This is a genomic window from Micromonospora sp. NPDC048170 (genome assembly GCF_040652795.1).
Classification (GTDB): Bacteria; Actinomycetota; Actinomycetes; order Mycobacteriales; family Micromonosporaceae; genus Micromonospora.
In genome coordinates this window covers 31,216-51,691 of the sequence record NZ_JBEZMR010000035.1, presented here as the reverse complement: position 1 = coordinate 51,691, position 20,476 = coordinate 31,216, and the positions used below count along the sequence as shown (strand labels likewise).

The 20,476-nt window shown below is 74.7% G+C and carries 18 protein-coding genes; 9 read left to right on the top strand and 9 right to left on the bottom strand.

Features of this window, described 5'->3' with window-relative positions:
* The first annotated feature begins 6 nt into the window (after positions 1 to 6).
* From AB0D32_RS28835 to AB0D32_RS28820, 4 genes are read left to right on the top strand one after another with little or no spacing between them, the layout of a single operon-like run.
* Positions 7 to 492, top strand: a complete 486-nt coding sequence (locus tag AB0D32_RS28835; protein WP_091626665.1) for a CarD family transcriptional regulator — start codon at positions 7 to 9, stop codon at positions 490 to 492.
* Between the two features lie 54 nt (positions 493 to 546).
* Positions 547 to 1,242 (top strand): 2-C-methyl-D-erythritol 4-phosphate cytidylyltransferase, encoded by a 696-nt coding sequence (gene ispD / locus AB0D32_RS28830; RefSeq protein WP_357096966.1) that lies wholly within the window; start codon positions 547 to 549, stop codon positions 1,240 to 1,242.
* Between the two features lie 16 nt (positions 1,243 to 1,258).
* Positions 1,259 to 1,741 (top strand): 2-C-methyl-D-erythritol 2,4-cyclodiphosphate synthase, encoded by a 483-nt coding sequence (gene ispF, locus AB0D32_RS28825; protein WP_357096964.1) that lies wholly within the window; start codon positions 1,259 to 1,261, stop codon positions 1,739 to 1,741.
* A 10-nt stretch (positions 1,742 to 1,751) separates the two neighbouring features.
* Positions 1,752 to 2,774 carry a tetratricopeptide repeat protein gene (locus tag AB0D32_RS28820; RefSeq protein ID WP_357096962.1) on the top strand — a complete coding sequence of 341 codons (1,023 nt, stop codon included), beginning with the start codon at positions 1,752 to 1,754 and terminating at the stop codon, positions 2,772 to 2,774.
* A 52-nt stretch (positions 2,775 to 2,826) separates the two neighbouring features.
* Here the strand turns inward: AB0D32_RS28820 and AB0D32_RS28815 are convergent, their stop codons facing one another.
* The 6 genes from AB0D32_RS28815 to AB0D32_RS28790 form a co-directional block, all read right to left on the bottom strand.
* Complete coding sequence (locus AB0D32_RS28815; RefSeq protein ID WP_357096960.1) at positions 2,827 to 4,596, bottom strand: thiopeptide-type bacteriocin biosynthesis protein; 1,770 nt, start codon at positions 4,594 to 4,596, stop codon at positions 2,827 to 2,829.
* Positions 4,597 to 4,609: 13 nt separating this feature from the next.
* On the bottom strand, positions 4,610 to 7,399 hold the full coding sequence (locus AB0D32_RS28810; protein WP_357096958.1) for a TOMM precursor leader peptide-binding protein: 2,790 nt from the start codon (positions 7,397 to 7,399) through the stop codon (positions 4,610 to 4,612).
* 16 nt (positions 7,400 to 7,415) lie between these two features.
* A complete protein-coding gene (locus AB0D32_RS28805) occupies positions 7,416 to 8,549 on the bottom strand; it encodes a lantibiotic dehydratase C-terminal domain-containing protein (protein ID WP_357096956.1) in 1,134 nt (377 codons plus the stop codon).
* Positions 8,546 to 11,257 (bottom strand): lantibiotic dehydratase, encoded by a 2,712-nt coding sequence (locus AB0D32_RS28800; protein WP_357096954.1) that lies wholly within the window; start codon positions 11,255 to 11,257, stop codon positions 8,546 to 8,548. Before AB0D32_RS28800 ends, AB0D32_RS28805 begins: the two co-directional genes overlap by 4 nt.
* Positions 11,258 to 11,454: 197 nt before the next feature.
* Complete coding sequence (locus tag AB0D32_RS28795) at positions 11,455 to 11,646, bottom strand: thiopeptide-type bacteriocin (protein ID WP_357096952.1); 192 nt, start codon at positions 11,644 to 11,646, stop codon at positions 11,455 to 11,457.
* Positions 11,647 to 11,930: 284 nt separating this feature from the next.
* Complete coding sequence (locus AB0D32_RS28790; RefSeq protein WP_357096950.1) at positions 11,931 to 13,097, bottom strand: homogentisate 1,2-dioxygenase; 1,167 nt, start codon at positions 13,095 to 13,097, stop codon at positions 11,931 to 11,933.
* A gap of 95 nt (positions 13,098 to 13,192) precedes the next feature.
* Between AB0D32_RS28790 and AB0D32_RS28785 the strand changes: the two genes are divergently transcribed.
* From AB0D32_RS28785 to AB0D32_RS28765, 5 genes are all read left to right on the top strand, one after another.
* On the top strand, positions 13,193 to 14,065 hold the full coding sequence (locus tag AB0D32_RS28785; protein WP_357096948.1) for a hypothetical protein: 873 nt from the start codon (positions 13,193 to 13,195) through the stop codon (positions 14,063 to 14,065).
* 76 nt (positions 14,066 to 14,141) lie between these two features.
* The gene (gene fahA, locus AB0D32_RS28780; protein WP_357096946.1) at positions 14,142 to 15,341 is read left to right on the top strand and encodes a fumarylacetoacetase; all 1,200 of its coding nucleotides are present in this window, start codon (positions 14,142 to 14,144) and stop codon (positions 15,339 to 15,341) included.
* A gap of 145 nt (positions 15,342 to 15,486) precedes the next feature.
* A complete protein-coding gene (locus AB0D32_RS28775; RefSeq protein WP_357096944.1) occupies positions 15,487 to 15,960 on the top strand; it encodes an SRPBCC family protein in 474 nt (157 codons plus the stop codon).
* A 118-nt stretch (positions 15,961 to 16,078) separates the two neighbouring features.
* Positions 16,079 to 17,368: a PQQ-binding-like beta-propeller repeat protein gene (locus tag AB0D32_RS28770; protein ID WP_357096941.1), complete on the top strand. Its 1,290-nt coding sequence runs from the start codon at positions 16,079 to 16,081 to the stop codon at positions 17,366 to 17,368.
* 59 nt (positions 17,369 to 17,427) lie between these two features.
* The gene (locus AB0D32_RS28765) at positions 17,428 to 17,565 is read left to right on the top strand and encodes a hypothetical protein (RefSeq protein ID WP_357096939.1); all 138 of its coding nucleotides are present in this window, start codon (positions 17,428 to 17,430) and stop codon (positions 17,563 to 17,565) included.
* Positions 17,566 to 17,615: 50 nt separating this feature from the next.
* On the opposite strand, the gene hisC is transcribed toward AB0D32_RS28765, so the two are convergent.
* From hisC to AB0D32_RS28750, 3 genes are read right to left on the bottom strand one after another with little or no spacing between them, the layout of a single operon-like run.
* Complete coding sequence (hisC, locus tag AB0D32_RS28760) at positions 17,616 to 18,719, bottom strand: histidinol-phosphate transaminase (protein ID WP_357096937.1); 1,104 nt, start codon at positions 18,717 to 18,719, stop codon at positions 17,616 to 17,618.
* Positions 18,716 to 19,708: an RDD family protein gene (locus tag AB0D32_RS28755; protein WP_357096935.1), complete on the bottom strand. Its 993-nt coding sequence runs from the start codon at positions 19,706 to 19,708 to the stop codon at positions 18,716 to 18,718. Before AB0D32_RS28755 ends, hisC begins: the two co-directional genes overlap by 4 nt.
* A gap of 22 nt (positions 19,709 to 19,730) precedes the next feature.
* Positions 19,731 to 20,471: an RDD family protein gene (locus AB0D32_RS28750; protein ID WP_357096933.1), complete on the bottom strand. Its 741-nt coding sequence runs from the start codon at positions 20,469 to 20,471 to the stop codon at positions 19,731 to 19,733.
* Between the last annotated feature and the right edge of the window lie 5 nt (positions 20,472 to 20,476).

Genomic DNA, 20,476 nt, shown 5'->3' with positions numbered 1-20,476 from the left:
GAACCTATGGTTTTCAGTGTCGGCGAGACCGTTGTTTACCCCCACCACGGGGCCGCACTCATCGAGGCAATCGAGACTCGGGTCATCAAGGGCGAGCCTAAGCAATACCTCGTCCTGAAGGTCGCACAGGGTGACCTGACGGTCCGGGTGCCCGCCGAGAACGCCGAGATCGTGGGTGTACGCGAGGTGGTCGGCGAAGAGGGCCTCGGCAAGGTCTTCGACGTGCTCCGTGCACCGCACACCGAGGAGCCGACCAACTGGTCGCGGCGTTACAAGGCGAATCTGGAGAAGCTGGCCTCCGGTAACCCGCTGAAGGTCGCCGAGGTCGTCCGCGACCTGTGGCGCCGGGAGCGGGAGCGGGGTCTTTCCGCAGGCGAGAAGCGCATGCTCGCAAAGGCCCGCGACATTCTTGTCGGCGAGGTCGCGCTGGCCGAGAAGAGCACCAAGGACGAGGCGGAGACGCTGCTCGACAAGGTTCTCACCGAGGCCTAGTCCCCACAGCATCGTCGTACCCGATTCGTGGCGAACAAACCCGAGGACCGCGACGTGACCGCGCAGCTCAATCCGTGCGGTGACGTCGCGGTCCTCGTGCCTGCGGCCGGTGCCGGCGTACGGCTCGGCCCCGGCCGACCCAAGGCGTTGCGACTGCTCGGCGGGGAGCCCCTGCTGGTGCACGCGGTCCGCCGGCTCGCCGCCGCACCGTCGGTGCACACCATCGTCGTGGCCGCCCCGGCCGCCGAGGTGACGGCGGTGCGCGAACTGCTCGCCCCGGTCGCCCCGGTGACCGTGGTTTCCGGTGGCGCCGAGCGGCAGGCGTCGGTGGCCGCCGCCCTCGCAGCGGTGCCCGCCGGCCCGGAGATCGTCCTCGTGCACGACGCCGCCCGGGCGCTGACCCCGTCCGACCTGGTGGAATCCGTCGCCGCGGCCGTCCGCGCCGGGCACGACGCGGTGATCCCGGTGCTTCCCGTGGTCGACACGATCAAGGAGGTCGACGCCGACGAGGTCGTCCTCGGCACCGTCGACCGATCCGCCCTGCGGGCGGTGCAGACCCCGCAGGGCTTCCGTCGGGCGGTGTTGACGGCCGCGCACAACGCCGCGGGCGACCCGCTCACCGACGACGCCGGCCTGGTCGAGAAGCAGGGCGTCCGGGTGTCCTGCGTCCCCGGTTCGGAGTACGCGCTGAAGGTCACCCGCCCGTTCGACCTCGCGCTGGCCGAGCACCTGCTGGCCACCGGCGCCTGACGCGTACCCTCCTTGCATGATCGTTCCCCGGGTGGCCATCGGCACCGACGTGCACGCCTTCGAGGCGGGCCGGCCGTGCTGGGTGGCCGGTCTGCACTGGCCCGACCAGGACGGTCTGGCCGGGCACTCGGACGCCGACGTGGCCGCCCACGCCGCCTGCAACGCGCTGCTCTCGGCGGCCGGCCTCGGGGACCTGGGCGCGAACTTCGGGGTGGGTCAGCCCGAGTGGGCCGGCGCACCTGGCGCGGCCCTGCTCGCCGAGAGCGCCCGGCGGGTACGGGCCGCCGGCTTCGCGATCGGCAACGTGTCCGTGCAGGTGATCGGCAACCGGCCCAAGATCGGGCCGCGCCGCGAGGAGGCCCAGCGGGTGCTCTCCGAGGCGGTCGGCGCGCCGGTGACCGTCTCGGCGGCCACCACCGACGGCCTCGGTTTCACCGGGCGCGGCGAGGGCCTCACCGGCATCGCGGTGGCCCTGGTGTACGAGGCTCCGGCCGCCTAGGCTCGCCGCGATGTCCGACGCCACCCCCGACCGGTCCGCCGCCGAAGGCTACCTCCAGCGCGCCCAGCTCCTCGCCGAGTTGGGCCGCTACGACGAGGCCGCGGCCGAGGTCTCCTACGCCGTCGCCCTGGACCCGGCCGACGCCTCCGCGCTGACCATGCTGTCCCGGGTCCATCTCGCGGCCGGCCGGCCGGCGGAGGCGCTCACCGCCGCCGACGCCGCGGTCGCCGCCGCCCCGGACAGCGTTCCGGCGCTGGTCGCCCGCGCCCTCGCCCTCGGCGATCTGGAGCAGTACGCCGAGGCGGCCCGTACCGCCGACCGGATCCTGGCGCTGGGGCCCGACGACGCGTACGCCCAGAGCAGCGCCGCGGCGATCCTGGCCGGCTCGCGCAACGGGCAGCCGGCGCTGAACGCGGCCTGGCGCGGGGTCGAGCTGGCCCCCGAGAACCCCCAGGCGCACCTGGTGCTCGGGCTGGTGGCGGCGAACATGCAGATGTTCGACATGGCCGAGCGCGCCTACCGGGAGGCGCTCCGGCTGGACCCGCAGCTCGCCGAGGCGCGGCACGACATCGGGGTGCTGCGGTTGGAGCAGCGGCGTTGGAGCGAGGCGCTGGAACACCTCGCCGAGGCCGCCGCGATGGCCCCCGGCCGGGTCGACTCCGGCCGGACCATCTCGATCGGCCTGCGTCAGCTCGTGGTCTACGGCGCGGGCTGGACGATGATCACCGCCGTGCTGATCGCCTGCATGGCGCCGGGCAGCGCGGGGCTGTCCCGGTTCGCGGCGGCGTTCGCGGCGCTCGGCGGGGCCCTGGTGGTCTGGCGCTTCGCCGCCCGGCTGCCCGGCCTGTCCCGCACCATCCTGCCGAGCCTGCTCCGCTCCGACCGAGTCCTGGCGCTGGCCGTGTACGCGGCAGCCGTCGCACCGGCGCTGATCCTGCTCTACGCCCTGGTCGGCACCCCGTGGCCGCTGGTGCTCGCGATCGCCGCGGCAGCCGCCGCCGAACTCGCCGTCCTCTCCCGCGCCACGGTGTGAGCCGGGCCGCCCGGCCGGCACCGCCTGATCCGCCGCCGGCCGGAGGAGTCCCTCAGCCGAGGGCGAGGGCGTAGAAGGCGCTGGAGTCCAGCCCGTCGAGCAGCAGCAGGTGGTTGAGTTCGTCGTCGAAGAAACCGCCGAGCGGGGCGGCGGACAGCCCGATGGCCGTCGCGGCGAGCAGCAGGTTCTGGGCGAGGTGGCCGGTCTCCATGGCGGAGAACCGGTATCCGCGCAGCCCGTACCGGGACCTGGCCCGTCGCAGGTCCGCGACCAGGAACAGCCAGAGCGGCACCGCGTCGACGTCGAGCCCGCCGGAGTCGGGGACGGCGTCGGCCCCGGTGGTCCGGCTGGCGCCGGCGGGTGCGAACTGCGGCGCGACCCGGGACAGCCGGTCGGTGCCCGGATCGGGCGCCACCCGCTGGAGGGCGTGCCGCTCCGGCAGGTACTCGTAGAGTGCGGCCGGTACCGAGGTGACCCGGCGGGGCAGCACCAGCAGCCGGGTGGTCGCCAGGGCGCCCGGGGTTGGGTACGCCAGCCGCCGCTGGCCACTGCCCGGCGGCGCGGTGTCGCCCGCCGCGTAGCGCAGCAGCCGGCCCAGGTCCGCCACGTCCGCCTCCCACCGGCCGAAGTCGTACCGCGTGCGGCGGGCCAGCAACACCTCGGCGAGTGTGGTGTCGGCGAGGGCGCCCGGCGTCGGCTCGGGCAGTGTCAACGTTTCGGCACCGGGCGGGACGGCGGGGTGGGGACGATCCGGTGCCGGCTCGACCGTACGGGGACGCTGGCCCGGCCACCGCGTACGGACGAATTTCGACCGCTCGTGGTACGCACGGTCCGGGGCGTCGATTCCGTCGGCGTGGAAGTCCGGCGTGGCGGCCGGTGAGCCGTACGCCAACGACGCCAACCACACGAGGTGGCACTCGGCCGGGATGCTCAGCCCGAGGCGGTTGTGCAGCATGTGCAGCTGCGACGCGAGGATGCCGGGGATCGTCCCGTGCAGGCGGCCCTGACCGTCGAGCGTGCGTAACCGCTCGACGTAGGCGGCGACCTCGTCCGCCCAGTAGTTCACGGAGGTGCGGGCACCCCTGCGTCGGGTGACGATGTCGGCGATGAGCCGCTGCCGGGCCGGGTAGGCGAACTCGTCGGCGTGGAAGTCGCGTTCCGCCGCCATCTGGGCCAGGCCCAGGTCCTGACCGTGCGCCTCCGGCACCAGCGTCCATCCGTTGGCGTAGCCGCGCAGGAACCGGACCGCGTCGTGTGCGGTGAGGCCGCTGGCGGCGAGGAAACCGAAGAGCAGGTCCACGGCGGTCGACCGGCGGCGGGCGGGTGGTGAGCCGAGCAGCGTCGCGGCAACCCGGCTGGACGCGGCGAACAGTTCCTCGGCCGCGCCGATCGCGTCCGGGCCGCCGTACCGGTCGACCTCCGCCCGGTACGGCTGTTCGACTACCGTGCCGTGCGGCTGCCAGCCGAGATCCGGCCCGCCGCCGGCCCCGTGCCCCGCGCCGGCCTGGTCGGCGGAGCCGGGGTCGCCCACCCCGAACTGGGCGTACCAGTCCGCCGGACGCAGTTCCCGGGCCGGTGGCGGAAGTGCGGCCACCGCCTCGACCAGCCCGGCGCGCATCCGCCGTACCGTCTCCGGCGTCGCGTCGGCGACCCGCCAGCGCAGGTGCGGGCCACCCTCCCAGTACCGGATGAAGAACCAGGAGGAGATCTCGCCCCGGGCGAGCAGCTCCGTCGTGGTCGGCACGATGTGCTCCCGCAGCACCGTCTCGGTGCATTCGGAGCCGGCGTGCAGATGGACGTGCAGCGCGGACCAGCGACCCATGCTCAGCCCTCCTTCAGGGGAACGGGTGGGGCAGGATCGGGTGGTCGGGGGCGGCGAGCCGGGCCTGCCGCAGGCGGGGCAGGTCCACCCGGCGGTTGAGGTGTCCGAAGGTCATCGGCACGGCCCCGGGCGCGAGCACCTTCACGGCGGCCAGGCCGAGGCGGCGTTCGGCCGGCCCGGTCTGGTCCACCACCAGCGGCGGCGTCCCGGCGGCGGCCATCGCGTCGACCACCCGGCGCAGCACCTCGGTCAGGTCGGGGTGCGGCCACCGGTCGCGCCAGCCGGCGAAGTGCTCGTCGAACGGTCGCGCCGGGCCGGCGGCGGCGTCCCGGAGCGCGAAGTCGAACCGGGGCAGGGTCTGCGGCAGCAGATGCAGGGCGGCATGGTCGCCCATCTCCCGCACCAGATCCGGGTCGGCGAGCATGGCGAGCAGCCGCTCCCGGGGCGGGCGGGCCACCTTCGGCGCGACCGCCACGTTGACCCCGACCTCCAGGACCGCCGCCGCGGCGGCTCGGCGGGGATCGGGATGCGCCCCGGTGGCGGAGAAGGTCGCGCCCCGGTCGGCCCGGTCCGGGTGGCCGGTGACCGCGAGCGCCCAGATGGCCGGCACCCCGATGTCGCTGGTCACGTCGAGCAGGTGCAACGTGTAGCCCTCCGCCGCGATCCGGTCGGCGAGGTGCCGGGTCACCGGATCGACGTCGGGCGGCAGGGCCAGGGCCGGCGGCGTACGGCCGGCGTACCAGGTGAGCAGGAAGGCGTCCCGCTCGATCGTCTCCAGGCAGGCGTAGAGGATCGCCTCCTCCAGGCAGCCACCGACGGCGCAGCCGCTGGACGACTCGTAGAGGTAGCGGGCGGCCCCGGCACGGTCCACCCCGTAGTAGGCGGCGTGCTCCGGCACGAGGACCGGCCGTTCCCCGGCCAGGTCGTACGCCCACACCCAGGACGTGACCGTGTCCGGGGCGAAGGGAGTCAGCCGGTACCCGGGATGGCGTACCGCGTCCGGCTCCGGAAGGCCCAGCCGGGCCGGGTCGACGGCCTCGCCGGCGAGCTCCCGGTAGCTGCCCAGCGTGGTCGTCCGGCGGGCCTGTGGGCAGCGACCGGCCTCCCGTTCGACCGCCTCCAGCAGGGCCAGCACCTGCGCGGTCGGCTGGTCGGCGGCGCGACCGTATCCGCCGAGCCGACCGGACCGGCCGGGTACCGGCATTTCGGCCGCCGAGAGCGCGAGCGGACCCTGCCGGTCGGAGTGGACGTGCGTCACCGGCCCGTACCGGAAGTCGACCAGCTCGGCGCGCAGCATGGCCAGGTCCGGCGGTGCGGGGCGGGCCCGGAAGTGGTCCGGTGCGGGTTGCCGGCGGGGGCGCAGGGCGATCGTGGCGGCACCGGCCGAGTCGGCGGGCAGGGCCCCGCAGGCCGGGCAGTCCGGCACCGCCCGGATCAGGTGCCGGCTGATCGAGCCCTCGCGGACCGACAGCACGCTGACCGTGCGCGGGTCGGCGTCGTCGGCGAGCTGGCCGGCGACCAGTTCCCCGACGAGTTCCCGCCAGTACGGCGGCAGCGGCAGCGGCCGGCCGTCGGCGAGCAGCGTGGCGGCGTCGCCGGGGCCGAGGACGGCCTGGTGCCGGTTGTCCGCGCACCGCAGGCAGCCGCCGACACCGGGACTGCTCAACGGGCCGATCTCGATCGCCGTCCCGCGCGCCCGTACCGGCAGGTACGCCCTGCCGGCCGCGTGGGCGGCCCGCTGTTCGGCCAGGTGTCGGTCCACCGGCCAGTCCGCCGCGACGCCGACCACCACGGGCTGATCCGGTCGTCGCCGTCCGGTCGAGGTGATGACCGCGACCGCCCTGACCAGGCGGCCGTTGCTTCCGATCACCCGTACCGGGCCGTCGTCCGGGTCGCTCGGGAGGGGCGGTCCGGTGTCGTCGACCGGTGGGTGGGTCGGCACCGCCCCGGTGCCGGGAGCCGGGGTGCCGTCGGGGGGCCCGAACCGTACCGTGGGTGGCCGGGGTTGTCGCCCGTCCGGGTCGGTCGGCACGCCGACGCGTCGGACGTCCGCACCGCGCAGCAGCAGCGCCGTGCCGTCGGCGAGCCCGCTCACCGTACGGACCACCTCGTGCGCCACCAGGAACGGCAGCAACCGGCGGGCCCGTGCCGACGCCGCATCGTCGTACGTGCCCCCGGCCGGCCAGTCTTCGGCAGCCGGCTGGCCGGCGCTGGTCAGCGGGCCGACCAGCGCGCCGTCCGGCCGGATCGTCACCGGCAACACCGCGGGCCGGGAGGCGCCGAGCCGCTGAGGTGCCCACACCGAGGGGGAAACGGGCGGATCCCGACGCTCGCCGGGGCCCTCCGTACGGACCCACACGACCAGGTCCGCGTCGACGCCGTCCCCGGTGGACACGCCGGACGCGGTCAGCGCGGCCCGTACGGCCGACGGAACGTCACCACCGCCGGTGACGGCGACCGTGGACCGGGACAGCGCGTCCAGAGCACCGGCCGGATCCCGCGCGAGCCCGGCCAGACAGGCCGCCAACGGATGGCCGTCCAGCGGCACCCGAACGTCGACCAGAACGTCGTGGTCGGCGAGGAGACCGAGCAGCCAGCGCACCGCCCTGGCGGTCCCGTCGGACAGTCCCAGGGTGGCGGTCCCCGGGTCGAGACCTCGGCGGACCAGTGGCTCCAGCCGTCGCCACAGCTCACCGACGACCGGCGGGCAGGTCACCACCGAACTCGACTGCCAGCCGCTCACGAGGAGGCCACCCTCGACGGTCCGGACCAGGCTGCCCGGTCGCAGGGTCACCTCGCCCACGTCGCCTCCACCCGGGTCACCCGCTGCGGGCCGAGAGGGCGGTCTGCCACGACACGCCGTGGATCTCCTGGGTCGCCTCGGCGAGCAGGTGAGCACCGAGATACCGCTCCAGCGGCGCGACGTCGCAGAGCGCCAGCAGTTGGTAGAGCATGTTCGTGCAGAACCGGTAGATCTGGAACTCCCGACTCGCGGCGATCCGTTGGAAGCCCGACGCCTCCAGCGCCTGGTGGTAGGCGCTCGCCCCGCGACGGCTCAGGTCCCAACGGATCGCGGTGGCATCGTCGAACGAGGTCGAGCGACGCCGGAACTCGGCGGAGAGCATCCCGTTGAGCGCGCCCGCGTCGTACGCCCGCTCGGCGATCCGCCACGAAGCCGCGCTCCAGGCCCGCCATGCCGCCGCCACGGGCTCGGTGGTGTCCGGCGTGCACGCCTGGCGGACCAGGTCGTGGTAGCGCCCGCCGGCCCGGTCGGCGAAGGCGGCGAAGCGCGGGCGCAGGACGCGGTCCCGCTCGCCGAAGAGGAAGTCCTCCAGGTGGGACAGGAAGGTGTGATAGCCGGACAGCAGCCGTCCGGGCCAGGTGTCGGCGTGCGCGGCCATGGCGGTGACCACGACGCCCACCCGGACTGCCGGGGCGTCTCCGACGAGGGCGAGCTGGTCGAGTGACACCCGCACCGGGTCCAGCCCGACGGCGAGGACGTCGGCCCGGCATTCGACCGCGCCAGGCGTGCCGAGCAGCGCGGCGAGACCGCGTTGGTCGCCCTCGGTCACCAGCACCGTGTTGTCCGGGTGGATCGGGTCGTACGGTGGCGGTACGAGCTCGGCCCGACCGGCCGCCTCGGACCGGCGCCGCAGCAGTTCCTCGTCGAGCCCGGCGCGGGACGGCGCCACCGCCAGGTGACCGCGCACCAGCTCGGCGGCCTCGGCTGCGGCGGTGGCCCGCTGCGCGTCGGGCCCGCGTAGCCGCAGGCGTACGTGGGGGCCGTGCAACCAGTGCCGTTCCAGGTGGACGGCCAGCCCGGCGTTCCGCAACCGCTCGGCGGCGGGCAGGACGGCGCCGCGCAGCAGCGGCGACTTGATCTCTTCGTGGTAGTAGCACACGACGTCGGTGGTCGACGTCAGGCCGGTCGCGGTCGTGTTCGGCTCGGTCATGGCTCAGCTCGGCTCGGCTCGGCGGTGCGGTGGACGGCCCTGGGGGCCGTCGGCAGGTAGGTCTCGACGACCAGCTCGGCGACCCGGTGCGGCCGGTCGTGGCCGGCGGGGCGGGGCTGCGCCTCCTCGATGAGCAGCGGGCCGGTGATCCGGCCGAGCCATCGGGGCACACAGCGTAGGTGCAGCGGGCTGGCCAGGTCGACGAACTGCGGCTTGGGTCGGGTGATCGCCGCGCGGAGCCCGACGACCGCAGCGGACGGACGCCCGGTGGATGGTGCGGGCGGCGGGTGTCCGCTGCCGCGGCTGCCCTGGTTGAGGAAGATCTGGTCGGGCAGGTCCCAGCCCGCTCGCAGCCCGGCGACGGCGGCGACCGGTGGTCCGGCCGACGGCGAGCCGAGCCCGCGGAGGTGCCTCTCGGCGCCGTCGTCGAAGCGCCAGCTCCGGCGGGCGACGACGACCCGGCCACAGCGGAGCCTGTTGCGTACCACCGCCTGCCCGCCCGGGCCGGACATCGTCCGGGCCGCGGCCAGATGGCGGAGCCCGACCTCACCGGTGCCCAGGTCGCCGAGCAGCGCGGCCACCCGGGCCGGCAGCGCCGGCGGCGCGAGGAAGCCGAGGTACAGCACGTCGAGCAGGTCGCCGGTGGCCGGGTCGAGCAGCCGGATCTGGTCGCTGGCCAGGTCGTGCACGAGTTCTGTCGCGGAGAGGTCGAGCCCGCCCAGCCGCTGGTCGTCGCCGATGTCCTCGCCGAGCAGCAGCGGGTGCAGGTTCGCGTTGAAACCGTGTACCGGCCGGAACTGGGCCACCCGGCCGGGCAGCACCCGGCGGAGCTGGGCGGCGACCGCCGCGCGCATCCCGGTGTCCCCGAAGAGGTCCAGGAAGCGACTGGTGAACCGGCCCCAGCCGCCGTAGACGTGGTTGAGGTGCAGCGAGCCGTCAGGGCCGTGTTGGCCGAAGAAGGCGTACGACACGGGACGGGCCCGCAACCAGCCGGGCAGTGCCGCGACCGCCTCGGCGACCAGCTCGGCACCGATGACGGTCTCCACACCGTCGTCCTCGCCGTCGGCGCGTACCGCTGCGATCACCTCCTGTCGGAGCGTGGCCAACTGGGCCAGCTCGGGCACCTGGGCGATCGGACCGCCGGCCAGGGCCCCGTCGGGGGTCACCGTGGGCAGGTCACCGAAGCCGGCGCCGACCTCGGCGAAGAACTGGCCGAGATCGGCACAGCGGGCGCCGGGGCCGTAGCGTTCGACGAACCGGTGCCGCAGCAGCCGGCGCAGCACCTGGTCCTCGTCGAAGAGCAGCGCGAGACCGGTCAGCGCGGTCAGGTCGGCGGTGTTCGCGGGCGGCCGGGTCACGCGTACCGGCCTGGGCAGCACGACGTCCTCGGTGACCGGCGCCTGGGGTGGCGCGGTGGCGCCGAGATCGTGCAGGGCCTGTTGCCAGCCGGCGCTGATCCGACGCACCAGCCGGCCGCGTCGCGCCGCGTCGACCTCCGCCAGTGACCGGATGTCCTGGTCGAGTTGCCGTACCTGGTCGGCGAGGGCGGGGGCCTCGGTGACGCCGAGCCAGTCGGCGACCGCCGCCAGCGCCGCCGGGTCGTGCTCGGTGGTCGGCGGCACCGGTACCAGCAGGCGCTCGTCGCAGAGTTGGGTGACGAGGCGGCGCGCGAGTTGCTCGGCCACGGCGGCGTCGGTCGCGGGGCGCGCGGTGCGTCGGCCGAGGGCCGCCACGAGGTCCTCCGGCGGGTGTCCGTCGGGTGCCGCGCGGAGCACCCGGATGATCGCGGCCAGCGCGGGCCGCAGCGGCATCCGTACCCGTTCCTCCCGGATCACCGGCGTGCCGTCGGCACTGGTCGCCGGGTGCTCGCGGTAGAAGACCACGTGCTCGCCCTGCACGCGGGTGCCGGGCGCCAGCCGGTGCGGGGTGCGCAGCCGTTGGTCCGGGCGGCTGCTGCCGGCCAGGAAGAGGCTGGCGACCAGGCCGGCCGGAGGACGGGTCACCGCCACCGGCTCTCCGGCCGCCGTCAGATCCAGGCCCGCCACGGGTTCCGGACCGGTCGGAAGATCCTGGCCGGGTGGGGGCGGTGGCTGGGCCGGCGAAAAGGGGATGAACCGGTCGTCCGGCCAGGGGCCCCAGCCGACGATGGTGAACCAGGAGAGCGGGCTGGTCCGGGTGGTCGCCCGCAAGGCGTACCGGACCACGGTGGGTTCGGACTTGCGACCGCGGGCGTCCGGCTCGCCGCCAAGGGCCGCCGTGCGGTGCACCGCTGCCAGCAGCTCGGGACTGGTCAACGCGACCGCCCGGCCGAACGGTTCGCTTCCACACAGGGTGGCGAGCGCGACGCGCTCCTCGGCCAGTGTCACCTCCGACCCGGCGTCGATGGCGCCGGTCAGCCGGTCGATCTCGGCCCTGGCCCGAAGCCAGCGCCCCAGCGCCGGTATCCGGTCGGGGAGGTCGCCGAGCCGGGCGCGGAGGTCGTCGGCCGGAGAACGGCCGTTGTGGACGTCCCGCCGCAGCGGCAGCAGGACCGACCGGCGGTACGCCGCCGGGGCCCGACCACCGAGCCGGTACAGCTCCTCGGTGAGCCCGGGGCCGAGGGTGTGGCACTCGACCAGTCGACCGACAAGCTCGTCCTGGAGGTTACGCAGCCGCCGTCCGGCTGGCCCGGCAGCCGGCAGGTCGACCGCCGTCACGCGGATCAGCACGTACGGGGCAACCTGAACCTCCGGCGCGACTCGACCGCACGGTGTCGAGGGCACGGGTGGAGCGGGGTGCTGGCGGGTGGTTGTCACGGTTCCCCTGTAGACGGTCGTCGACACCGACCACGGTCGAGCCGGTGGGGCCGGTCGCGTCGGTGGTGTCGGCGTTCCCGGCCCCACCGGTCAGCACCGGCCCGGTACGACTACTGAAGGATCTGGGCGGCGCACGACGAGTAGCCCAGCCACTGCCAGACGGCCGAGGTGCTCGCCGAGGCACCGGTCTCCGGCAGGGCCACCGCGTCGCGCACGGCGTGCACCTCCAACAGGTCGGACACCTCGAGATCGGCCAGGTTGAGGTCTTCGAGGTCAGCCAGCGTGGCAGTCATGTCCGGCATGATCCACTCCATTTCGCGGGGTGCCATCGACCAGCAGGGGAGCTTGTCGATGACAAGATGGACAGTGGGCACGATGTTAGCCACTTCCATCCGCGAACTATTCGGCCGAGTGTCCAGTCGCCGGTGGCCGTCTGACGGACGGCGTACGACGGACGACCGCTCCCGCGACCGAGGTGCGGGTGCGCCCGGTGGAGCCCGGTTGTCCGTTCTCCGTGCGAAGGGCCGGGGCCCGCCTCGCCGGACCCCGGCACCGGCCACTCCGAACCGGGGTCGGAACCACCCGGCTAGGGGCGGCGCGCCCAGGTCCAGGCGTAGGCGTCGTCCTCGCACGCGGCTCCGGCGTCGCAGAGGTCCAGGGGCCGGAACGTGTCGACCATGACGGCCAGTTCGTCGAAGAAGTCGGCGCCGATGGAACGCTCGGCGGCTCCCGGCTGCGGGCCGTGGGTGAAGCCGGACGGGTGCAGCGAGATCGAGCCCTGTTCGATGCCGGAGCCGCGCCGGGCCTCGTAGTTGCCGCCGGTGTAGAAGAGCATCTCGTCGGAGTCGACGTTGTGGTGGTTGTACGGCACCGGAATCGCGTCCGGGTGGTAGTCGACCTTGCGGGGCACGAACGAGCAGATCACGAAGTTGGGGCCCTGGAAGGTCTGGTGCACGGGTGGCGGCTGGTGGATCCGGCCGGTGATCGGCTCGAAGTCGTGGATGGAGAAGGCCCACGGGTACATGTGCCCGTCCCAGCCGACCACGTCGAACGGGTGGTGGGCGTAGACGTAGCGGGTCCATCCGCGCCGGTGCCGGACGAGCACCTCCACGTCCTCGCCGTCGACCAGCAGGGGCGCGTCCGGCCCCCGGACGTCACGCTCGCAGTAGGGGGAGTGCTCCAGGAACTGGCCGCGTACGGAGAGGTAGCGCTTGGGCGGGCCGATGTGGCCGGCCGCCTCGACGGCGAGCAGCCGGGTCGGCGCGTCGCCGGTGGGTACCAGCCGGTGGATGGTCGAGGTGGGGATGACGACGTAGTCGCCGGGCACCGCGTCGAGCACGCCGAACGTCGACTCCACCCGCAGGGTGCCCGACTCGACGTACAGGCAGTGGTCGCCGGTGGCGTCCCGGAACAGCGGGGACGGGCGGTCCGCCAGGACGTACGCGATCCGTACGTCGTCGTTGGCGAGCAGGTACCGCCGGCCGAGCACCGGGTCGGCGCCGGTGCCGTCGAGCTTGTGGGTGCGCAGATGCCGGGGCTTGAGGGGCAGGTTCGGCACCCGGGCGAACGGCGGCGGGGTGAACTCCTCGGCCGCCACGATCGCGGTCGGCGCGTGCCGGTGGTAGAGCAGCGACGAGTCGGAGGAGAAGCCCTCCTGGCCCATCAGCTCCTCGGCGTAGAGGCTGCCGTCGGGCTGGCGGAACTGGGTGTGGCGCTTGCGCGGCACCTCGCCGACGCTGCGGTAGTACGGCATGTCGCCTCCCGGTTCGTCCCGTTCACCGATCCAACGGCGTCCGATAATCGGACACTGTTGTCCGTTCCTTGTAGCGTCCCGTACATTCTTGTCTCGTGTCAACGCAGGTGCCCGCCCTTCTCGACGGCCTCGTCGACGACGCCGCCGTCTTCCCGCCCGGCAGCGCGCCGCTGTCCGACGCCGTCGCCGCACACCGGCGGCACCGCACCGCCTGGTACGCGGACCTGGTCGGCCCGCTCCTGGTCCCGGCCACGAGGCTGCCCGAGCTGGCGGCCCTGCTCGGCGCCGACGAGCGGATCGCGGTCGGCATGATCGGCGACGTGCCGCTCGACCGGCTCGACGAGGTGCGCGCCACGGCCGACCCGCGCATCCGCGTCCGTCAGGTGGAGGCGGCGGTCGCCAGGCGCGGCGAGGACCCGCTGCCCGGCCTGACCGAGCTGGTGACGCTGGCCCGCCGGGCCGGTGCCGGGCCGGCCGCCCTCGACGCCGTCTACGCCGAACTGCCCCTCACGTTCGGGCTGATGGGGGCCCTGGACGCGCTCGCCGCCGCCCGCGCCGACGGGGTGCCGGTCGCCGCGAAGTTCCGCACCGGCGGGCTGGCCGCCGAACTGTTCCCCACCCCGGCCGAGTTGGCCGCCGTGATCTGCGCCTGCCGGGACCGGGGCCTGCCGTTCAAGCTGACCGCCGGGCTGCACCAGGCGGTCCGGCACCTGGACCCGGAGACCGGGTTCACCCACCACGGCTTCGTCAACGTGCTGGCCGCGACGCTGGCGGCAGCCGGGGGCGCCACGGTCGCGCAGGTCGCCGTGCTGCTCACCGCGACCGACCCGCGCCCGCTGGTGCAGCACGCCGAGGCCGGGCTGGACGGCCCACGCCCGCTGTGGATCGGCTTCGGCTCGTGCAGCATCCTGGAACCACTGACCGATCTGATCCGGCTGGGGCTGGTGAACGGGGGCTTCGACGCATGAGCGAGCGTCAGCGAGCGAATCATCTTCGCAGGCCGGTGGTGCCTCAGCGCGGCCTGGAGCGCAAGGGAGGGCCGGCATGAGCTGGGTGACGGGTGCCGACGGTTCGCCGTACGGGGTGACCAACCTGCCGTACGGGGTGTTCCGCCACGCCGAGCGGGCGCCGCGCGTCGGCGTACGCATCGGCGACTTCGTGTTCGACCTGGCGGGCGCCGAGGAGGCCGGCCTGGTGCTGGCCGCCGGGACGCTGGGTCGGCCCACCCTCAACGACTTCATGGCCCTCGGTCGTCCCCAGTGGACGTCGGTCCGGCAGCGGGTGACCGAGCTGCTCACCGACCCCGCCCACCGGCCGGCGGTGGAGCCGCTGCTGGTGCCGCTGGCCGAGGTGCGGATGGTGCTGCCGTTCGAGGTCGCCGACTACGTCGACTTCTACTCCTCCGAGCACCACGCGTCGAACGTGGGCCAGATCTTCCGCCCCGGCCAGCCACCGCTGCTGCCCAACTGGAAGCACCTGCCGATCGGCTACCACGGGCGCGCCGGCACGGTGGTCGTCTCCGGCACCCCCGTGTTACGCCCGAGCGGGCAGCGGGCCAGCCCGCAGGGCCCGGTCACCGGCCCGTCCGTACGCCTCGACATCGAGGCCGAGGTCGGCTTCGTCGTCGGCGTGCCCAGCGCGCTGGGCGACCGCGTCCCGGCCGGCGACTTCGCCGACCACGTCTTCGGCGTCGTGCTGGTGAACGACTGGTCGGCCCGCGACATCCAGGCCTGGGAGTACCAGCCCCTCGGCCCGTTCCTGGGCAAGTCCTTCGCCACCTCGGTCTCGGCCTGGGTGACCCCGCTGGACGCGCTGGGGGACGCCTTCGTGCCCGCCCCCGACCAGGACCCGCCGGTCGCCGACTACCTGCGCGACGTGCCGCACCTCGGGCTCGACCTGCGCCTGTCGGTGCAGTGGAACGGCGAGCAGGTCAGCGAGCCGCCGTTCGCCACCATGTACTGGACGCCGGCCCAACAGCTGGCCCACCTCACCGTCAACGGCGCCTCGCTGCGCACCGGCGACCTCTACGCCTCGGGCACCGTCTCCGGGCCGGAGCGGGGGCAGGTCGGCTCGTTCCTGGAACTCACCTGGGGCGGCAGCGAGCCGGTGAAGTTCGCCGGGGGCGAGACCCGCACGTTCCTGGAGGACGGCGACACCGTCACCGTCACCGCCACCGCGCCCGGCCCGGACGGCACCACCATCGCCCTCGGCGAGGTGACCGGCAAGGTCCTCGCCGCGCGCTGACCCGCCGTTCCGATCGACGGTCCCCGGCCAACTCGGTCGGTGACGGGTCGACCGCTGCGGATCAGGGCTCCCGGAGGTGAAAATTCCGCTCCGGGGGCCCCGATCCGCGCTCACCCGGCGTACCGTCGACGCCACGGGAGGTGGCATGTCGACGGTGGCGGTCACGGAGTTCGTGGAGGCGCACGACGTCGACCTCTGGCGGCTGCTGACCGACCTGACCACCCGCACCCGGCGCTTCACCGGCCCGGTGGAGGTGCTCACCCCCGGCAGGTTCGGCCCCGGCACCGCGTGGCGGGAGACCCGTTCCCAGCCCGACGGCACCGCGCTGGTCGAGGAGTTCGTCGTCATCGAGGCCGAGCCGCCCCGACGGCTGGTGCTCGGCTCGCGGGGCGCCGGGGTGGACTACCGGATCACCTGGACGCTGCGCCCGGTCGAGCGGCGCCGCCGGGGCTGCACCGCCGTCACCGTCGAGCAGGAGGCGGTGCCGACCGCCCCGTACGGCCGGGTGGTCGCGCTGCTGCTCGGCGGGCTGGCGGCCCGGGCGGTCGAGCGCGCGCTGCGACAGGATCTCGCCGACCTGGCCGCCGCGGCGGCCACCGGCGCCACCGAGGCCGCCTGAGGCGCCCGCCGGCACGCTGTGCACCCCCGCCGGCGGGCCACGCCGGGCACCCGTCCGCCGGCGACCTGACAGGGCCGTGACCGGCCCCGCTGGGTAGGGTGCCGGGCGGAGGTGCGGCATGGGGTTCCCGAAGGGCCGGCGGCGGATCGCGGTGGCGGTCGCGGCGCTGCTCGTCACCGCCGCCGTGGCGGCGACGGTCTACCGGGTGCTCGCCCCCGCCGAGGTCAGCACGCCCGCGCGGGCCGGATATCCGCCGGCCTCGTCGCCCGCCCCCGGCGTGGTCGGCCGGCTGCCCGTCGCCCCGCTGATCGTGGACGGCCGGCTGCGGGTCTACGCGGCCCACCGCCAGGTGTACGCCGACCGGCCGGTCGGCGGCCGGCACCGGACGACCCCCTACTGGTCGTACCGCCGCTGGCCGGCGGCGCTCGACGGGGTGGTGGCGAGCGGTACGACGGTGGTGACCCGCTGGTCGGACGGGCGGCTGGTGGCGCTGGACGCGCGGACCGGCCGGGTCTCCTGGCAGACGGACGGGCCGGCACCGGTGGGGGAGCGGACGGCCCGGCGCACCAGCGCGGCGACGGTCTGGGACCCTCGGGGCGTCGTCGTGGCCCCGGCGCCCGACGGCCGGCAGGTCGTGGTGGTGGCCGGGGCGCAGTGGATGCGTGCCGTGGACCTGGCCGACGGCCGCGAGCTGTGGCAGTCCTACACCACCGTCACGGTGCCACCCGGCGACGGCTCCGACGCGGCCGTCGGCTGTCGGGACGCCGTCGGCGCGACCGCGTCGGGCCAGTTGATCACCGTCGACTCCTGCGCGGGACCGGCCGTGGTGGAGTTCCGCGACGCCGTGACCGGCGCGGTGGGCGTCCGCTGGCGGCCGGCGGGCGTCGGCGACGAACTGGTGGCGACCCCGCTGGGGTGCGGGACCGGCCGGACCGGGTGCACCGGCCTGCGGACGGCCGCGCCGGGCGACGACGCCGGTAGGGGCTGGTTGTTCGGCGCCGGTGAGCCGGTCGCCGCGCCGGCCCTGGACCGGCCGGACGCCGAACTCGTCGGCGGAACGGCCGTGGCGGTCGTGGACGGGGTGCCGGTCGGCCGCTCGGCGCGTACGGGCGCGGAACTGTGGCGCCGTCCCGGCCTGCCGCAGGTGCGGCTGCTCGCCGTCCAGCCCGACCGGGTGCACCTGTTGACGGAGACGAACGACCTGGTGACGCTGGACGCGGCGACGGGGGCGCAGCGGTCCTGGTTCGCGCTGAACGCGGGCTCGGACGGGACCGGCTGGGCACCCGGTGCGGCGTACGCGGCCGACGGGTTCGTGGCCGTGGAGCGGCTCCGTAAGCCGGTCGACCCGACGGCGGACGACCAGCGCTACTACCTGACGTCGGAGCCGGTGATCCTCGCCGCGACGTGAAACGCCGGACCGGCATGGCTGCTCGACAAAACGGACATAAGTTATTTATAGTCCCGTCTGTGCGTCTCCTGGCAGCCCTGTTGGGCGCGATCCTGATCCTCGTCACCGCATCACCGGCCGACGCCGCGCCGTCCGGCCGAACGGTGGAAGTCGACATCACCGTCCCCGCCTCCGACGGACGGTGGCGTTCCACCTGAGACGTCCGGTCCGGTCCGCGAGGGGATGGCGGACCGGACCGGACCCCGCCTCAGGCCAGCGCGGCCTCCGCCGCCGCCAGGAAGGCGTCGTTCTCTGCCGGGGTGCCGATCGTGACCCGTACCCCGTCGCCGGCGAACGGCCGGACGATCACGCCCCGCGCCTCGCACGCCTTGCCGAAGTCCACGGCCCGGTCGCCCAGCGGCAGCCAGACGAAGTTCGCCTGGCTGTCCGGCACGTCCGGGACGAGCTTGCGCAGCGCCTCCGTCATCCGGTCGCGCTCGGCCACCACGAGGGCGCACCGCCGCCGTACCTCGTCCTCCTGCGCCAACGCGGCGAGCGCGCCCGCCTGTGCGGCCATGTTGCTGGAGAACGGCGTCACGACCTTGCGCACGGCCGCCGCCACCGCCGGCTGGGCGACCAGGAAGCCGATCCGCAGGCCGGCCAGGCCCCAGGCCTTGGAGAGCGTCCGCAGCACGACCACGTTCGGTCGGTCGAGGTAGGTGAGGCCGTCCGGCACCTCCGGGTCCGTGACGAACTCGCGGTACGCCTCGTCGATCACGACCAGCACGTCCTCGCCGACCGCGTCGAGGAACCGGTCCAGCTCCGCCCGGCGTACCGACGTGCCGGTGGGGTTGTTCGGGTTGCAGACCACGATCAGCCGGGTCCGGTCGGTCACCGCCGCAGCCATGGCCGCCAGGTCGTGCCCGTGCCCGGCGTCGTTGGGCACCCGCACGCTGGTCGCGCCGCTGGTCGCCGCGATGATCGGGTACGCCTCGAAGGAGCGCCACGCGTAGAGGAACTCGTCACCGGGCAGGCAGGTGGCCCGGACGAGGTGCTCGGCCAGCGCCACCGACCCGCAGCCGGTGGCGATCCGGTCGACGTCCACGCCGTACCGCTCGGCCAGCGCCTCACGGAGCGCGAGCACGCCCATGTCCGGGTAGCGGTGCACCCCGGCGGCGGCTCCGGCGACGGCCTCCACCACGCCGGGCAGCGGCCCGTACGGCACCTCGTTGCTGGCCAACTTGATCGCCTCGGGGAGGCCGAGTTCGCGGGCCAGGTCGGCCGGGCTGCGGCCGGGCACGTAGTTGGGCAGCGCGTCCAGGTCGGCGCGGGTCAGCCGTAGCTCCGGCTGCTGACGTCCGGGGTCGGTCATGGGGTGTCTCCCGAGGGGTCGGTGCGGTCGTCGGGGGTGCGGTCGTCCGGGGTGGTGCGCTTGTCGCGGTGGACGCGGGGGAGCTGGACCACCACGGTCTGCGCCCGCTTGTCGTGCAACGCCTGGCGCAACGGGTGGTCGAAGAGCGGGGACAGCGCGTCGACGAGCTGGAGCAGCAGGCCGAGGCCGCAGCAGTACCAGAGCAGGGTGGGCAGGCCGAGGGTGTTCCACCGGCGCAGCGCCCGGCCGAAGCCGAGCGGCTGGTTCGCGCTCATCGGCAGCACCTTGACGCCCACCAGCCGCTTGCCGAAGGTCTGCCCGCCCGAGGCCATCGTCGGCACCTCGTACGCGAGCCAGAGCGCGGTGGCGATCAGCAGGATGACGACCTGGAGGCCGCCCGCCTGCTCGCTGGGCTGCGGCAGACCGTCGGTGGAGCTGTCGCCCGCCATCGCCCGCCGGAACACCTCCCGCCAGTACGGCGTGACCTCCTCGATGAGCCGCCAGACGAACCAGCCGTTCACCACGGCGTTCAGCGCGAAGACGATCGCGAAGTCGATCAGTCGGGCGACCAGGCGGGCCCCGAACCCGGCCAGCGGGAGCCCGTGCGGGCGTGGCTCCGGCGGGCGTCCCGGCCAGCCACCGGGCGGCCAACCGGGAGGCGGACCGGCACCGGGTGGCCAGCCGGGCGGAGGGCCCTGCGGGTGGCCGTGCCCCGACGGTGGCTGCCACGGGTAGGGCTGGCCGGGTTGCTGCTGCCAGGGGTGGGGTTGCCCCGGTTGCGGCTGGGCCGGCGCGGGCTGAGCGTCAGCGGGGATCCCCGGCGCGGAGACCGGTGCCGCGGGGGAGGCCGGGGCGGGCTCGTCCGGCGGCGGTCCCTCCGGCGGGGTGGCGTCGACGGGGATCGGTGCGCCGACCCACCCCTCGCCGTCCCAGTAGCGTCGGGTGTCCGGATCGGCCGGGTCGACGTACCAGCCTGGTCCGACGCTCATGGCCTGGTCTCGCTGCGCTCGCTCACGCAGACACCTTAACGACGACGGTGCCGGCGAACTTGTCGTGGAGGCACTGCTGCCAGGGCTTGTCCCACAGTTGCCAGAGCCCGTCGAGGTAGCTGAGACCGGGCAGGAGGCCGGCGGCCAGGTACTGCACGGCGTACCGCCTGCCGGCCATCCGCCGGTCCAGGGTGGCGGCCGGGTCGAGCGGCACGACGCGCAGCTTCATCACCCGCTTGCCGTACGTCTGCCCGGTGCGCTTCATGTACTCCACGTGGTAGAGCCAGTAGAACCCGAGCAGCACCACCATCAGACCCAGTTCGAGCAGCAGCAGCGGCAGCATGAAGTCGGTCATGAACGACCCGGGAGCCGTCTCGACGAGGGTGCCGTCCGGGTTGGTCCGGGTCAGCTCGGTCATCATGTTCCAGAACAGGATCAGGAACGGTGGCAGGAAGAGGACCATCGCCACCAGCGTGCTCAGCCCGACGTCGATCAGCGCGGCGAGTAGCCGGTCACCGAAGCTGGCGAGCGGCTGGCCGCCCGGCGCGAGGGTCGGCCGGGCCGGCCCGGCCCAGCCCGGTGGCGGCCCGACCCAGCCCGGCGGCGGTGGGGGCGGCCAGCCCGGTGGCGGGACCTGGCCGGGCGGGACGTGCTGCGGTGGCACCGCGTACCCCTGACTGGCGGGGCCGGACGGCGGCGCGAAGCCGCCGGCGGCGGGCGGTGGCCCACCGGCCGGCGGCGGGTACGTCGGAGGCTGCGTCACGCTCG